Source organism: Streptomyces sp. NPDC014882 (assembly GCF_043081325.1).
Lineage (GTDB): Bacteria > Actinomycetota > Actinomycetes > Streptomycetales > Streptomycetaceae > Streptomyces.
Genome location: NZ_JBIBWL010000007.1, coordinates 300,258 through 317,847 on the forward strand (window position 1 = coordinate 300,258; position 17,590 = coordinate 317,847).

Genomic DNA, 17,590 nt, shown 5'->3' on the forward strand with positions numbered 1-17,590 from the left:
TGCGGCCGTCGGTGGCCGCTGGTGATGGATCGGAGCGGACGTTGAGCGTCGAGGCGGAAGCCGTGGGCGGCCAGGGCGATGAGGTGTGGGACGCCTGGGCGCCGGAGGATGCTCCAGCCTCGCGGCGGACCAGCGGGTCCTCCGGCTACGCCCCGGGGTCCCAGGTATTGATCCGCGACGAGCTCTGGCTCGTCCGGAACTCCAAGGACGTCGGCGCAGACGGGTGGATGGTGGAGGTCACCGGCATCTCGTCCTTCGTGCGAGGCACGGACGCGGTCTTCTACAGCCGACTCGACGCGATCCAGGTGCTGGACCCGCGGGAGACGCGGCTCGTCCCGGACGACTCACCCAACCACCGGCGGGGCCGTCTGTTCCTTGAAGCGGTGATGCGCAAGACGTTCCTGCCTCAGACCGAGCACGGACTCGCGCTGGCCGACGGGTTCCTCATGGACCAGCAGGTGCACCAGCTGCGGCCCGCCGAATTGGCGCTGTCCTTGGAGAAGAACCCGCAGCCGCGGATCCTGATCGCCGACGTGGTGGGCCTCGGCAAGACCCTGGAGATCGGGGTGCTGCTGGCCGAGCTGATCCGACGCGGGCGCGGCGAGCGCATCCTGGTCGTTACCCCCCAGCATGTGCTGGAGCAGTTCCAGCGGGAGCTGTGGACCCGCTTCGCCATCCCGCTCGTCCGTCTGGACTCCACCGGTATCCAGCGCATCCAGCAGGACATCCCGGCCGGCCGGAACCCGTTCGCCTACTTCAAGCGCGCGATCATCTCCGTGGACACACTCAAGAGCGACGTCTACGCGCACCACCTCGAGCACACCAACTGGGACGCCGTCGTCATCGACGAGTCCCACAATCTGGTCAACCGGGGCACCAAGAACAACGAGCTCGCGCGTCTGCTGGCTCGGAAGACCGACGCGCTGGTGTTGGCGTCGGCCACGCCCCACAACGGACGTGCCGAGTCGTTCGCCGAGTTGATCAAAATGCTGGACGAGGCAGCCATCGCCAACCCGTCGAAGTACGAAGTGAAGGACCTTGAGCACCTCTACATCCGGCGTACGAAGACGACGGCGGAGGTCCGCGACTCGTTGAAGGGCGCTTGGGCGGACCGTGGACCGTCCCAGCCGATCCACGTATCGGCCAGTGAGAAGGAACTCGCCGTCTTCCAGGAGCTCGCCACGCGCTGGATCCCGGCCGATCCCGACAAGCCGTCGGTCAGCCGACACCAGCTGGTGCCCTACCAACTGCTGAAGTCCTTCCTGTCCTCGCACAAGGCTCTGCTGGAGACCGTCAAGACGCGACTGACGACGCTGGACAAACAGCCGGCCGCCGAGTCGGCGCGAGGCGGGCAGAGGCCGGCCCGCCCGGTCGACCCGGCGGTCCGGGAGGCGGCAAGGCAGGCGGAGCGCGCCGCCTTGTTGGACCTTCGGGACGTGGCCGAGCGGATCCAGGACGATGACTCAGCGAAACTGGCGGCCCTCCTGGACGAGCTACGCAGCATGGGTGTCGGCCCCGGTTCGGAGACCCGCGTGGTGGTGTTCTCCGAGCGCATCCCCACACTGAAGTGGCTCGCGGAGGCTGTCCCGGCCGCACTCGGTTTCCGTCGCGGCGCCAACCCTGACGAGAACAAGCCCTGGCTCGCCTTCGGCGGCGCGGTCCAGGTCATGCACGGCGATGCCACCAGCGACGAGGAGCAGCAGGCCATCGTCGAGAAGTTCGGGCTGCGCGACGACCCCGTACGCATCCTGTTCACCGGCGACGTCGCCTCCGAAGGCGTCAACCTCCACCAGCAGTGCCACCGGCTGATCCACTTCGACCTGCCGTGGTCCCTGATCCGTATCGAGCAGCGCAACGGCCGTATCGACCGCTACGGCCAGCAGCACCGGCCTGAGTTCCGCGCTCTGATCCTCACTAGCGACATCCCCTGGCGGACGGACGAGACGACCGGGGAGCCCCGCACGCTGGACGACCGCCTCGTGGGCGAGAAGCTCCTGAAGCGCGAGGAGGAAGCGCACAAGATCGAGGGCTCGGTGGAGGCGGTCACCGGCCTGTACCGGGCCAAGGAGGAAGAGAACCGCCTCACCCAGGACCTGATCGCAGGCCGGACCGTCGAGGAGTCGATCAAGCAGTCCCAGCAAGGAGGGGCGGCGTTCCTTTCCGGACTGCTCGGCCAGGTAGGCGCCGTCCCGGAGCATCCCGAGGTGCGGCGGGCGTACGTGCCACGTCTGTTCTCCTCCACCGCAGACTACTTCGACGAGGCGTTGCGTCAGATCTGCCGTCCGAACCCCGAGGACCAGCTCTCGATGCGCCGCGACGACGACGGCACGATCGCCTTCGAACCGCCGCGTGACCTGCTTTACAGGCTGAAGGCACTGCCGAAGTCGTACCTCGAAGAGCAGCGGATCATGCCCCGGAACACTGAGCCTGGACGGATGCGCATCACCTTCTCCAAGGACCTCGCGGACCGGCGTCTGAAGGCGGCCCGGGAGTCGTCCAAGTCACAATGGCCGAACGTCTCCTACGTCACCGACGTCCACCCGGTCCTGGACTGGTTGACCGACAAGGTGCTCGTCGAGGTCGGCCGCCACCAGGCCCCCGTGCTCGCCGCCTCCGTGGACTCACCGACGTTCCTGGTGCAGGGCATCTGCTCCAACGCACTGGGGCGGCCCACCATCGTCGAGTGGATGGCCGTCCACGGCGAACCGCACGACCTTCAGGTGACGCCTCTGACCCCGGAGGTGCTGGAGGACTACGGCGTGGGTCCGACGATGCCTGGCCGCGCCGCACCGCGCGACCTCAGCGGCCTGACAGAACTCGTGCCCGCAGCCATCGACAGGGCCGAACAGCACCTCCGGGACCTGAAAGAGGCGTACGGCAAGGAGATCGAGGCGATCCTGGCCCCGTCTCGCAAGCGCGTCGTGCACTGGCAACAGGAAGCCATGTTCTCTTCTGATGGGACGGGAAAGCGCGGAGTGAACCTCAGCGCCAGCAGGCGGCTGAGCCTTCTCAACTCCCTGCAGACCACGGGCGATCCGATGCTGCGCCTGCTCGCCGTCCTGGAACCGCTCAACGCCGCTGAGGGAGGCACCGACCGATGAGCACCGACTTCGACTCCTTCAGCAACCGCGGCGAATACTTCGCTGCGCACTACTTCGCCGAACAGCTCGGATCCGACCTGAAGAAGGGCCTGTTCGCCACCTGGGCCCTGCGCGAAGGTGATGAGCACGACCCGCGGAAGACTCCTCGGGAGCTCCTCCGCTCGCTGCGCGGCGCCTACCTCTCCGAGGACGTGCGCGGCTACTTCGCTGAGGCCGCCGAGCGCGACGCAGGAGATGAGGTCCGACCGCACACCCACAACAATCCCGAGTGGCGCAAGCGTCTGGCCGAGTGGCACCACACGGTCCTGCAAGCCCTCGGCTTCGAGGCCACTCCCACCGAGGTCACTGTCCACCGCGCCGGACGCGACCACTCCCTGACCGTGGCCTACCACGGCCACGGGATCATCGCCCTGGACTGCGGCTGGGCCGCCGACAACGACGCCGCCCTGAACGCGACAGGCCCCGGCCGACTGCTGCACCCGCTGCGTGTCAGTGCAAGCGAAATGTACGAGACCGGCCCGGCCCTGGCGTCCTGGCTTTTCCAGAGCGAGCTCGGCGAGGCCGGCGGGCCTCGCCCGCGCTTCGTCCTGCTGTTGTGCGGAGGCGTGCTCGTCCTCGCGGATCGCCAGTCCTGGAACGAGGGCCGCTACCTCGCCGTCAACCTCGACGCGGCGCTTGAACGCAACGACCGCAGCCAGCAGGGCGAACTCTCCACCATCGCAGCGCTGTTCAGCCTGGACATGCTCCGGCCCGGCGAGAACGACCAGAGCCGGGCCGTCGATGCTCTGCTGAAGTCCTCGAGCGCCAACGCCGCTGGCGTATCCGGCGAACTGCGCCACGGGCTCCAGCGCTCGGTAGAGATCATCGCCAACGAAGTCCTCGCGCGAATGGCCGAGCCGCAGAACAACGTCACACCGGCCGACATCGAGAGCCCCAAGATCCCCTTCGCCCGGGAACTCACCCGCGAATCCCTCCGCTACCTCTACCGCATCCTGTTCCTCCTCTACGCCGAGGCCCGCCCCGAACTCGGCATCCTCCCCGCCGACGACGGCAGCTACGAGGCCGGCTACTCGATGGCCCGCCTGCGCGAGCTCGTCGAACGCGACGAGGAACTCGTCGAGGAGGAGGCCCGCAACGGCTTCCACCTGCACGAATCTCTGGACGTCCTCTTCAACAAGGTCAACTTCGGCCACCGCCCGTACGGCACCGAGGCCGACGACGACCAGACCGGCGACGACGAGGAGACCCGCAAGGTCAAGGCCGCCCGCCGCAGCGAGGACCGCGGCCTGCGCTTCGAACCCCTGCGCAGCGAGCTCTTCGAGCCCCGTTCGGTACGCCTCATCGGCAGGGGCGTCCTCGACCCTCGCAGCGATGAGGACAGCGACCCGCAGTGGCTCGACCTGCGCCTGCGCAACTCCGCCCTGCACGAGGTGCTGCGTCTGCTCACCATGAAGAAGGGCAAGCGCGGTGAGCGGGGCGGTTTCATCTCCTACCGCAACCTCGGCATCAACCAGCTCGGCGCCGTCTACGAGGGCCTGATGTCGTACACCGGCATCATCGCTAAGGAGGAGCTGTGCGAGGTCGCCAAGGGCGGCGACCCGGAGAAGGGCTCCTGGCTCATCCCCTTGAAGAAGCAGGACCAATACCCCGACAAGACCCTCGTCCACTACGACGAGGACGACGCCCGCAAGGGCCTGCGCGGCGTCAAGAAGTACGAGAAGGGCTCCTTCGTCTACCGCCTCGCTGGCCGCGACCGCGAGACCTCCGCCTCGTACTACACGCCCGAGTCGCTGACCCAGGTCACGGTCGAGCTCACGCTCAAGCACCGCCTGGACCAGGAGCGCGGCGCCGACGGCAACGTCATCAAGACCCGCGCGTCCGAACTGCTCAAGTACAAGATCTGCGAGCCCGCCCTGGGCTCCGGCGCATTCCTCAACGAGGCGATCAACCAGGTCGCTGAGGAGTACCTGCGCCGCAGGCAGGACGAGCTGGGCGTCACCATCCCCACTGCGGACGCCCTCACCGAGAAGCAGAAGGCCAAGGCGTACATCGCCCTGCACAACGCGTACGGCGTAGACCTCAACGCCACCGGCGTCGAGCTCGCTGAGGTGTCCCTCTGGCTCAACACCATGCACCCGGGCATGCGAGCCCCCTGGTTCGGCCTCCACCTCCGCCGCGGCAACAGCCTCATCGGCGCCCGTCGCGCCGTCTACGCGGCCGACGACGTCACCGGCAAGGAATGGCTCAAGGCCAAGGGCGCCCTGGCCCCTACCCCTCTGCCCTTCCTTAAGGACGGCGAGCCTCAGTCACTCCCCCAGGACGCGGTACATCAGTTCCTCCTGCCGAGCCCCGGGTGGGCGGCGGTCGCGGGTTCGAAGGAAGCCAAGGAACTCGCGAAGGAAGGCGTCGAGCAACTCGCCACCTGGAAAAAGGGCATCCTCCAGCGCCCCAAGCGCAGCAATGTCGGGAGGTCGAGGAAGGAGCCGGTGTCCCAGTTCACCCGCCTCCGGGACGCCGCCCGCCGCGTTGAATTCCTCTGGTCGCTCGTCGTCAAGCGTATGGAGCTCTCCGAGCAGGCAATCGCCCGCCGGATCGAGGTCTGGGGGGCCGACCCCACCGACCCCGAGTACGCCTTCCTCCACCGTCCCGACCAGGCCGTTCCCAAGGAGCAGGTCCTCGAGGACCTCTTCAACGCCGCGGACACCCCGTATTGGCGTCTGAAGAAGATCATGGACGCCTGGTGCGCCCTGTGGTTTTGGCCAATCGACAAGGCGGGACTGCTCGATGGTACGGCCGTGGATTACGCGGCGTGGCCGGAGGTGACGGGAGCAGACAGCCTCAGTCGGCTACTCGACGGCGCGCCACCAACCACGGAACCGCCCGCTCCCTCAGCTGGTCACGAAGCGTCCTCTGTGGCGGAGCGCCAGCCTGTGCCGCGCTTCGTCGAGGCGACGGCTCTGTTCGCTCTCGGCCCCGAGCAAACCAGCTTCGAGGACCTCGAACTAAGCGCCGATGACTCGGTCGTGGAGGTCAAGCAGGTCAGGCCGCGAGGAAGGGCGCAAGTCACAGCATCGAAGCCGAAGGCCCCGGAGCGTCGGTCGATCATCCCGCTCAAGGATCTCGACGACTGGCTAGAGTTTTTGGAGGCCATGCTCGGCACTGCCGACGTGCCCGAGGGCACACTTATCGACAGCCTCAAGGACCTCGACGCACTCAAGAGCTTCGAGGAGACGCTGCCCAGCTTCATGGGCATGGATGTTGGTAATCCCGAGGACCGCTTCCCGTGGATCCGTGAGGTACGCGACATCACGGAGGACCAAGGATTTCTCCACTGGGAGCTGGAGTTCGCCCTCGTATTCTCCCGGAATGGGGGTTTCGACCTGCAGGTGGGCAACCCGCCTTGGGTCAGGCCGCGTTGGAACGAGTCGGCTGTGCTGGCGGAGCACGAGCCTTGGTTTGAGCTGGAAGACAAGGCATCGGCGAACGAGAAGGATCGTCGACGCCGAAAGCTGCTGGCGTCCGAGGATGCACATCGGTACGTTGTCGGAGAGCTGACGAGCACAACTGCCCAGGTAGCCGTCTTCGCCTCACCGCAGGTGTACCCACTGCTGACCGGCACCCAGCCGGACCTGTACCGCGCGTTTATGTCCCAGGTGTGGGCTCACGCCTCGTCCCATGGGACGGCCGGGATGGTGCACCCGGATACGCACTTCACGGGGGACAAGGAGGGCGCGCTTCGGGAGGCGGCATACCGAAGGCTGCGGATTCACGGAGACTTCGTCAACTCCGGTCAGAGGTTCTTCCCGCGGCCAGTCGGTGACACAGCCCACTTCGGGGTGCACATCTACGGCCAGCCCTCGGAAGTCGGCTTCGACCACCTGTCCTGGCTGGTCTCCGTCGATGCGCTGCGCCACTCCGGCGAACACGATGGCCGGGGCGAGGTTCCCGGAATCCGTTACCTCAACGGCGAGTTCGACGAACGTCCGCACCGAGCTCGTGTCGTCAGGGTGGACAAGCATCAACTTGCCCTCTGGCAGCGCCTATTGGACGAGGCCGACCAGCCCGTCGAACAGGCGCGGTTGTTGTTCCCTGTCAGCACCGGCGAAGCCTCGGCCATCGAGGCTCTGGCGAAGTATCCGCTTCGCCTTGGTCCTCTGCGACCTCAGATCACTCGCGGATACGAGGAGAGTGGCGCCAAGCAGGACAATCTGATCGACTACAACCGTCCAGACCCAGCTACGGGCCAGGAGTACCACCCGGATCGCTGGCGTCACGTGATCCTTAAGGGAACCCAACTGAGCGTCGCAACTCCGGTGTTCAAGCGCCACGACGCCAACAGCAACGATCCCTACGGGCGGGATCTCGTTAACCTGGCGCCCGATTTCGTCCCCGATACTGCGTACGTGCGCGCCATCGGCATGACCAAATTCTTCCTGGCCGAGCAGGATCGCTGGATCGACCATCGTGCTCTGGCCCGACTGCGCGCAGATAACAGGGCAGTCGCCCAGGCACGTGCGCAGGTCGCAGAGCGAGGCAAGGTAGTCGAGCAGGCAGCCGACCTGACGGAGGTCGACGCGCTGCTTCAGGAGCGGTCGCGCCGACGGTACGCCGTGTTGCCCCGCCTTGCCTGGCGCCGTCAGGTGGCAACCAACACCGAGCGAGCGCTGTACGCGGCACTCGTGCCACCAGGCACGACACACATTGACGCGGTGCATAGCCTTGCCATGCCGTCGGTTCAGTTGACGGCTCTCACAGCTGGTTTCTGGGCTTCCCTTCCCCTGGACTACTTCCTGCGCGCCACGGGACGCGGAGACCTCCGGGTAGCCGGGGCCAAAGCTATGCCCGCGCCGGCCCTTCACCACCCCCTGGCCTCCGCCCTCCTACTCCGCGCACTCCGCCTCAATTGCCTCACCCGCGCCTACGCAGACCTCTGGGCGGAGCTCTACGACCCCACCTGGCCCGCCTACGAGCCGTGGGCCTGTGACTGGCCTGACCTCCAGCCACTCCACGAGATCACCCCGGATTGGCGTCCTGAGACACCCCTCCGCAGCGAGCGGGCCCGCCGTTCCGCATTGGTCGAGATCGACGCGCTGGTCGCCGTATGGCTCGGCATGGAAGCCGACGCACTCATCGCCGCGTACCGAGGCCGCTTCCCCGTGCTGCAGAAGTACGAGGCCGTGACCTGGTTCGATGCCGACGGCTGGAAGATCGCGGGGAACGCCCGCACGATCGGACAGCGGCAGACGAAGGAGAGCTGGGCGCAGTTCGAGGCATACCGGTCCGAGCCAGCCAACGCGCCCGTGCCGGAGGGGTACACCGCGCCGTTCTACAAGGCTGACCGCGAGGCGGAGATGCGGGCCGCGCACGCCTACTTCCAGAGGCGGCTCGATGACGCCGTCGCCCGTGGCGAGTGGGATCCGGTGAAGCAGGAGGTGCCGAAGCCGTGAGGCCGACTCTTCAGGCGCGCGGGCTCAAGGAGAGCCTGCTGCAGTACCTGTCGACGACGTACGCGCTCACCGACGAGGGTGCGCGTGAGGCGCTACACCGGTTCCTCGGGGACGAGACATCGGGGATGTTCCGTGGCCCGTATCTACGAATCCGGACGCCCTTCACCGTGGCCGGCGAGGAGTGGCGCAAGCATCTGGAGTGGCAGCGGCAGGGCTTCAAGCCGTATGCGCATCAGGCGGTCGCCTTCGCGCGGCTGACCTCAGCGCACGGCCACACCCCGCAACCGACGCTGGTCACCACCGGCACCGGGTCCGGTAAGACGGAGTCGTTCCTCTACCCCGTGCTGGACCACTGCCGTCGGGAGCGGGCCGCCGGCAAGACCGGGGTGAAGGCGGTATTCCTGTACCCCATGAACGCCCTGGCCACCGACCAGGCGCAGCGCATCAACGATCTGCTTACGGAGAACGCCGAGATCGGGAAGCTGTCGGCCGGCCTCTACATCGGAGAGCGCGCGGCGACGCAGTACGAGAAGGTGCGAACGCGGCGCTCGGACATGCAGCTGTCCCCGCCGGACATCCTGATAACGAACTACAAGATGCTGGACCTCCTCCTCCAGCGTGCGGACGACGCGCCCCTGTGGCGGGAGTCGGATATCCGCTACGTCGTCGTGGACGAGTTCCACACGTACGACGGGGCACAGGGCACGGACGTCGGGATGCTGCTGCGTCGACTCGCCGCCTCCGTTGGGGCAGCCGAGGAAGGCCGTCCGCTGGGGAAGATCTGTCCGGTCGCGACATCGGCGACGCTTGCTTCCGGCACGGACGAGGACGGCACGGCGCAGCTGCTGGAGGTGGCCACCCACGTCTTCGGCACGGAGTTCACGGCGGACTCCATCGTCGGGGAGAACCGGCTCACGGTCGAGGAGTTCATCCCGCTCGGCGACGTGACCATGCAGCCGATGCCGACACCCGACGAGTTGCTGGCGCTGCCCGATCCGGCGACCGGCGATGAGGCGTTGCTGGATCTGATCGAGAAGGTGACGGACGTCCGTGACCTTGATCCATTCCTCCTCGGCAGGAACCTCAAGCGGCATTTGTTCACTCGTGCGGTGATGCAGGCGCTCGGCAGCGGAGTGAAGACCAGTGCCGAAGTGCTGGATGTGATGTGGCGTGCGGGCGCCGCCGGCTGGTCCGAGGCGGTGGCGCGACAGCCGGAGAAGGCGGCCGAGGCGCTGGCGCGGTTCGTCGCGCTGCTGTCGTACGCCCGCGATCCGGAGTCCTCGCCCGCCGAGCCCCGGCCCTTCGTGCACGTCGAGGTGCATCAATGGGCGCGTTCGGTGTCTCGGCTGCTGCGCGGGGTGCTGCCGTGGCCGAAGGCGGAGTTCCGCTGGGATGTGGCCGGCACCGCCGATGCCGGCGCGGCCGACAGCGGCCGTATGGCGCCGGTGACGACGGCGACGTCGGGGCAGAGCGCGAACCTGTTCCTGCCGGCGATCTACTGCCGTGACTGCGGGCGGTCGGGTTGGGCGGTGTTCTCGCCGGAGAGCGATGACCACGATGTCCAGTTCGACACGTACAAGATCCGGCGGGCGTCGCTGGGCCAGGACAAGGCCCGGGTGCGGAACCTGATCGCCGCGACGGACCGGGAGGCCCGGGAGGGTTCCGGGGCCGCGTTGCTCACGGCGGCCGGCGGCAAGGGGGGCCCGGCTGCGTCGCAGGGTGCCGGCGGGGTGCTGATGGTGCTGGACGGCACCCGTAAGCGGCTGCGACTGCCTGATCCGCTGAACGACTACGACCGGGAGACCAAGGAGCCCCGGCTGGCGGCCCGTGACTCGGCGTTCGTGCTCGTGAACTTCGGGGAGACGGCGAACACCGCGGCCAAGGAGGACTGGTGTCCGGCGTGCGGTGAGCGCAACGCGATCCGCTACCTCGGTACGGGTGCCGCCGCGATGGCGGCCGCGTCCATCACCCAGCTTTTCACCGGTGGGGAGCTCGACAAGAAGCTCCACGAGAAGAAGACGCTGATGTTCAACGACTCGGTGCAGGATGCCGCGCACCGTGCCGGGTTCGTCGCCAACCGTTCGTACACCTTCTCGCTCCGTGCGCTCCTCGCCGACCACCTGCGGCACGACGAGCCGACCGCGCTGAATGACCTGATCGCGAACGTCGTCGACGCCACGACGGACAAGGACACCCTCTCGGCGGTGGTGCCACCGGACCTGCACGGCTTCAAGGGCGTGAACCGGTTGCTGTCCGGCCAGGGGCGCGGTGGGGACCTGAAGACGTGGCGGCTGATCGGTCAGCGGCTGGCGTTCGAGGCGCTGATGGAGTTCGGCTTCCGGTCCCGGAACGGCCGTACGTTGGAGCTGACCCGAACCGCCGCCGCGCAGGTCCGCATCGACGACCCGGCGGCAGTGATCGCGCTGGTCAAGCGGCTGCACGAGGAGTGCGTGCGGGACGGCCTGCCGCTGGTGGCGCAGGACGACGCCCGCTATCTGGCGTTCGTGCGCATTTTCCTGGAGCGGCTCCGTACCCGGGGTGCGGTCGCCCATCAGTGGCTGAACAAGTACATCGACGAGGCGGGCACCAGCCGGTACTACATCTGGGGCAAGCGGGCTCCGGGCATGCGGGCCTTCCCGAAGGGGATCGCCGCCCCCGTGTTCCTGCTCGGGCAGCCCAAGAACGGCAGCGAGTTCGACTTCGCGACCGGACGGCTCTCCTGGTACGAGCGGTGGGCCGGGCGGTGCCTGGAGCTGCCGCGTGAGCTGGCACCCGAGCTGTGGAGCCGGCTGCTGCCCGAACTCGCCTCGATGGGGCTGGTGTCGGTGCGCACCCCGAACGACACCTCGGTGCGGGTGTACGGGCTCAAGCCCGGCAACATCGAGGCCCGGCTGCTGGACGACGAGCAGGTGCGGGTCTCGTACGTGCGGTGCCCGGTGTGCTTCTGGGAGCAGACGGTCCACCCGTCGCTGCTGGACCAGTGGCACGACCAGCCCTGTCCCTCCTACAGGTGCCGACGGGGCCGCCTTGTGGCCGGCGACCGGCCCGAGGGGCTGGGAGTACACCACCGCGACCGCGACTACAGGGACGACTACTACCGCCGGCTCTACCTCGGCGCGGGTACCTATCAGGTGGTCACCGCCGAGCACACGGGCATGCTGACGCGGCACCAGCGCGAGAAGGTCGAGGAGGCGTTCAAGCGCGGCGGCGGGTTCAAGGACCCCAATGTGCTCTCCTGCACGCCGACGCTGGAGATGGGCATCGACATCGGCGACCTGTCCGCCGTCGTGCTGGCCGCGCTGCCGCGCCGCCCCGCCTCCTACGCCCAGCAGGTCGGCCGGGCCGGCCGCCGCACCGGCAATGCCTTCCTGCTGACCATTCCCGACCGGCGGCGCCGTGACCTGTACTTCCTCGAGCGCCCGAAGGACCTGATCGCGGGCACCATCGTGCCGCCCGGGTCCTACCTGTCGGCCGTCGAGATCCTTCGTCGTCAGTACCTGGCGCATCTGCTGGACCTCGCCGCGGCCGGCCGTCTCGTCCGGGCGGACGGCATCGTGCTGCGCGCGCTGCCGCACAAGGCGCCGCGCCTGTTCGGCCCGTCCGGCTATCTCACCGATCTGGTGGAGCTGGCCCTCGACCAGGGCGAGGAGCTGGTCAAGGGGTTCCTGCGGCTGTTCCCGGTCGGCGTCAGTGAGCAGGCCGGAGTCGACCTGGAGGCGTATGCGACGCACGGTCTGCGCAGCGCCGTAGAGAGGGCGGAAGGCGAGTGGCGGCGCGCCGAGGACGCGCTGCGGGCGCGGCTGCGGGAGATCGACGAGGCCCACGGCGAGCTGCACGACAGCGACCCCGACCAGGCCCGTCAGAAGGCGGAACTGGACGCCGAACGGCGCGGGGTGGGCAGGCAGCTGCTCCACCTGGGCGACACCACGGCGCAGACCGCGCTGTGTGACCTGGGTCTGTTGCCGAACTACGCCCTCATCGACTCGTCGACGACATTGTCGGCGACCCTGTACGGCGAGGACGGCATCGACCCGAAGACGGGCAAGGTGGTGTACACGTCCGAGACGGTCTCCTACGAGCGGCCCCGCCGCTTCGCGATCCAGGAGCTGGCGCCGGGCAACACCTTCTACGTCAACGGCTACCGGCACGAGATCACCGGCTTGGAGCTGTCGACGGGTGGGCGCCAGGAGTGGCGGACCTGGCGGGTGTGCCCAGGGTGCGGGTACGTACGCACCGAGGACGCCACTGACGATCGCTCTCCGTGCCCCCGGTGCAGGACGAGCCAGATCGCCGACGACGGCTCCTGCTTGTTCCAGGTCGTGGAGCCGGCCACCGTGACGTCGCGGGACAAGCGTGAGGACGCACGGATCCGGGACGACAAGGACGACCGTGATCGTCGCTCGTACACCGTCGTGGACGCGGTGGACATCCCCGTCGAGAAGATCGAGCGGGGGAAGTCCTGGCGGCACGACCGCGAGACGTTCGGCGTGGACTTCTGCCGTACGGCGATGATCCGACGGATCAACGTCGGCCCGGTCCGCTACGACGCTCCCGCCCGAGATGACTTCGCCGGCCACCTGGTCCGGCTGAACCCCTTCCACGTGTGCACGGCCTGCGGGGCCGCGAGCGCGGACGGCCGTCCGGTCTTCGACCACGACACCGACGCCCTTGAATCGGCAGCAGCCCGTGCCCCGCAGCTCAAGCACCATCGCCCGTGGTGCCCCCTGCGCCGCGGCAAGAAGGACGGCGTCACGCAGGAGCAGGTGCTGCTGGCCCACCAACTGCAGACCGAAGCCCTGCGGATCCTCATCCCGGCCGCGACAGCCGACGTCGACGCACGGGTGCACTCCTTCCGGGCCGCCCTGCGACTCGGTGTCGACCTGCACTTCGGCGGCGACCCGCAGCACCTGGACACCACGGTGGCCTCCATGCCGGACATGGACAGCGGCGAGCGCCGCTGGTTCCTGGTGCTCTTCGACTCTCTCCCGGGCGGCACCGGCTACCTGGACCGGCTCACCGACCGCCGTGCCTTCCGGGACACCCTCGCTCGGGCGTACGAACAGCTCAAGGCATGTCCGTGCGCCGAGGAGCAGCGGCGCGCCTGCCACCGCTGTCTGCACCGCTACACCCCCGAGCAGTTCCAGGACGTCGTCTCGCGCCAGGCGGCGCTCAGCATGCTGGAGTCGCTGCTGTTCAAGGGGGACGGCGAGGACGGCTGGGACATCAGCGATGTGGAGCACACCGGGCTGGTCGGGCTGGACGCTCAGGTCGAATCCGACCTGGAGGCCCGCTTCCTGACCGCGCTGCGGGACTGGGTGAAGGTCACCGACGACGCGGCCTTGGATGAGGAGGGCCACGCCAGCGGACATCTGCGATTCACCGACGGCTCGGACGTGATGCACTGGAGGCTGACGGCCCAGCGGCAGCTCGAAGGCACCCGAACGGACTTCACCTTCACCCGCGTCGGCGGTCCGGTGCAGAGCGTGCACGTCTATCTGGAAGGCTTCCGGTTCCACGCCAGCCGGGAACACAACCTCATCGCCAAGAACGCGGCCCAGCGCACCCGGCTCCGTGCCGACGGAAAGATCGTCTTCCAGATCACCTGGGCCGACATCGACCTGTTCGAACGGCGGCCGGGGCGCACCAAACCGGTCTGGCCGCCGTACCGGGGCACCGCACAGGAGCAGGCCAAGGCCGCCTACGAGCAGTACGGCGGCAACCGCGCCCACTTCGGCGAAGCCGTCTTCGCCAACCCGATCGACACGCTCATCGCCTATCTGCGGGACCCCGACGCCACCCGTTGGGCCCGTCGGGCCTGCGCCCTGGTCACTGGCCTCACCGCTGTTTCCGCCACGACCGCCGTCGCCGCGACCGGCAAGCGCAGCGAGCTCGTCGCCGCGCTGCGCGAACAGCTCGCCTCCTTCGGAGCCGACCGACAGCATGGCAAGCCGGTGGTACCCGACGCCGGCAGCCTCGGTCCCGTTCATGTGTTCCGGACCCAGGACGAGCACGGTCTGCCGATCGTGTTCGCGCTGGACGCGGCCGATCCTGACCACCTGCGGTGGACCGCCCTGACGGTCCTCGACGACAGCGACGCCGTCCTCGACACCGACGAGCACAAGCTGCGGTGGCGGTCCTGGCTGTACTGGACCAACATCACTCAGTTCCTGTCCCTCGTCGGCGGGGACGGTGTCCAGCTCGCCGTCAGCAGCGCTGCGGACTTCGAGGTAGAGGTTCTCGCCGTGTGCGGTGGCCTGGGTGAACTCGACTCGCTCGCCGCAGCACTCGCCCCCGCGCCCACCGTCGTGCCCGAGCCCGCAGTCCGGCCCGCCGCCTCGGAGCCGAGCACGGACTCGCCGGCGGAAGCCGCCCTCCGGAAGATCATCCGGGACGCCGTCTGGGACGACGACATCCTGGAGATCCTGCGCGAGGACCCCGACGAGGCACCTGCCCTGCTCCGCCTCGCCGAGACGCTCGCCGAGCACGGAAAGCAGGCCCCCGTCTTCGGGTTCGAACTCGGAAGCAGCCGCTGGCAGGCGGACTTCGCCTGGCAGACTCCCGGCCTCAAGATCGCCGTTGTCGCCGCTCACCAGGGCGACGAGGACATCGAGGCCCAGCGACGCGACGCCGCCTACGCCGAGGACGGCTGGACGGTCCGGACCGCCGCAGCATGGCTCGACCACCTCGACACCCTGCTCGTACAGCTCCCCGATACGGAAGGCACCACCCGATGACCGCCCGGCTCAGCCTGTACCGCAAGGCCGAACAGGAGCTGTACAAGCTCGACCGCTCGGTCAAGGCCCAGTTCTACGATTTCTGCCACGTCTTCCGGAACAACCCCAACCAGCCGGGCTTGAAGCTGAAGAAGCTCAAGGGCGACTCCCGCATCTGGTCCGCGCGGGTCAACGACTCCTACCGCGCGCTGCTGACCCCGACCGGAGCAGACGCGGACGGCACCCAGAGCTGGCTGGTCATCGCCGTCCGCCACCGCAAGGACGTCTACGAAGAGCTCCAGGTCGCGGTCAACCGCGTCACCGGTGAGATCGAGTTCGTCGACCTCTCGGTCGTCGGCGACAGCGCACTGCGCCGCGCCGGGATCACCCTGACCCCGGCCGAGCCTGACCGGACCGCGCCGTCGGCCGAGCCCGAACCACAGCCGACGGTGGAGCCCCCTCCCCTGCTCGCCGCGTACAGCGCCGACCAGCTGCGTGAGCTGGGTGTCGCCGACCAGTTGATCGAGCTGGCCCTCGCCGTCACCGACAGCGCCGAGCTGGACCAGCTCGTCGAGGGCGCCCCGCTGTTGTCCAAGGACGTCCTCTACGGTCTCGCCGCCGGTATGACCATCGACGAGGTCCGCAAGGAGATCACCCAGCCCGTCGAGCTCGGCCACGAGCCCGATCTCGGTGACTTCGCCGCGGCCCTGAGCCGTACCAAGGTCACCGCCGTCGACGATGCCGTTCAGGCGGCCATCGACGAAGGGGACTTCCGAGCCTGGAAGGTCTTCCTCCATCCCACGCAGGAACGCATCGTCCACCGCCACTACAACGGACCTGCCCGCGTCTCCGGCGGGCCCGGCACCGGAAAGACCATCGTCGCCCTGCACCGGGTCAAGCACCTGGCCGAGCAACTGCCCCCCGGCAGCAACAAGGCGATCCTGCTGACCACGTTCACCAAGAACCTCACTACGGACCTCCGCCTGCGTCTGGCGTCCCTCGTCGAGCCCGAACTCCTCGCCCGTGTCGAGATCGCTCACATCGACCAGCTCGCCGCCCGCGTCCTGGGTGAGAACACCGCACCTGGCCGAGGCCGGCAGCGTGTCTACGACCACGTGGCACTGAATGAGATGCGCCAGCTTCTCGCCGAACTCGACGACCGCCGCTGGGAGGCCGAGTTTCTCCTGGAGGAGTGGGAGCAGGTCATCCTCGGCCAGTCCGTCGCCACCCGCTCCGCCTACTTCCAGGCCCGCCGTGCAGGACGGGGCCGTTCCCTGACCCGGCCCGAGCGCAACCACATCTGGAAGCTCGTCGAGCAGTTCACCGCCCGCCTGGACAAGCTCGGCGTGGAGACCTGGGGCCAGGCTTCCGAGCGCGCTGCCCGCTTCGAGATCGAGCGTGCCGCGAAGATCAGGGCCCGGCAGGAGTACAAAGAGGAGGTCGGCGGCAAGGACCTCATCCACCGCGACAACAGCTCCGGCATGCGCTACCTGAACTACCGCTACCGGCACATCGTCGTCGACGAGGCCCAGGACCTCAGCCCCGCACACTGGAAGATGCTCCGGGCCATGGCCGACCCCGACCTGCCCAACGACATGTTCATCGCCGGCGACACCCACCAGCGCATCTACGACCACCAGGTAGCCCTCGGCAGCCTCGGTATCAACATCCGCGGCCGTTCCTCTCGCCTCACCCTCAGCTACCGCACCACCAAGGAGATCCTCACCGAGGCCCTCCGTGTGGTCGACCCCGTGAAGCCCGGGCAGCAGGTGAACTACGACGACCTGGACGACGGCACCGACAACCTCGCCGGATACCGTTCCGTCCTCCACGGCCCCGCCCCGGCCTTCACGCCGTACGACACTTGGGAGGACGAGCTCGCCGGCCTTGCCACCACCCTGGCCACGTGGCGCGAGGAGCTTTCCACGGACGAGAACGGCTCACCCATAGACCCGAGCGGCCATATCGCCGTCTGCGTCGCCGACCGCGACATGGTCAGCCAGACCATGTACTACCTGGTCACCAAGGCCGGCATCACCTGCGCTGAACTCACCAAGGACGGTCCCAAGGGCGACGGCGAGGTCCACGTGGGCACGATGCATCGCTTCAAGGGGCTCGAGTACCAACGCCTCGCCATCGTGGGTGCCAGTGACGGCATCATCCCCCGCACGCATGTCATCGACCGCTACCGCACCGAGGATCCGCCCCGCTACGAGCGCGAACAGCGCAAGGCCCGTTCCCTGCTCTTCGTGGCGACCACGCGCGCCCGAGACGCGCTGAACATCAGCTGGCACGGCAAGCACAGCCCCTACCTGCCGGTCTGACACGG

The 17,590-nt window shown here is 68.2% G+C and carries 4 protein-coding genes; all 4 read left to right on the forward strand.

The window, feature by feature from the left end:
* Positions 1–41: 41 nt before the first annotated feature.
* Genes ACF09K_RS19175 through ACF09K_RS19190 form a run of 4 tightly spaced genes read left to right on the forward strand, consistent with a single transcriptional unit; the run spans position 42 to position 17,585 of the window.
* On the forward strand, positions 42–3,101 hold the full coding sequence (locus tag ACF09K_RS19175) for an SNF2-related protein (protein WP_392244993.1): 3,060 nt from the start codon (positions 42–44) through the stop codon (positions 3,099–3,101).
* Entirely contained in the window at positions 3,098–8,548 is a 5,451-nt protein-coding gene (locus ACF09K_RS19180) for a hypothetical protein (RefSeq protein ID WP_392244995.1), read from the forward strand. The genes ACF09K_RS19175 and ACF09K_RS19180 overlap by 4 nt, the downstream gene beginning before the upstream one ends.
* Complete coding sequence (locus ACF09K_RS19185; RefSeq protein WP_392244996.1) at positions 8,545–15,282, forward strand: DEAD/DEAH box helicase; 6,738 nt, start codon at positions 8,545–8,547, stop codon at positions 15,280–15,282. The genes ACF09K_RS19180 and ACF09K_RS19185 overlap by 4 nt, the downstream gene beginning before the upstream one ends.
* Positions 15,279–17,585 carry a UvrD-helicase domain-containing protein gene (locus ACF09K_RS19190; RefSeq protein ID WP_392244998.1) on the forward strand — a complete coding sequence of 769 codons (2,307 nt, stop codon included), beginning with the start codon at positions 15,279–15,281 and terminating at the stop codon, positions 17,583–17,585. The genes ACF09K_RS19185 and ACF09K_RS19190 overlap by 4 nt, the downstream gene beginning before the upstream one ends.
* Positions 17,586–17,590: the final 5 nt, after the last annotated feature.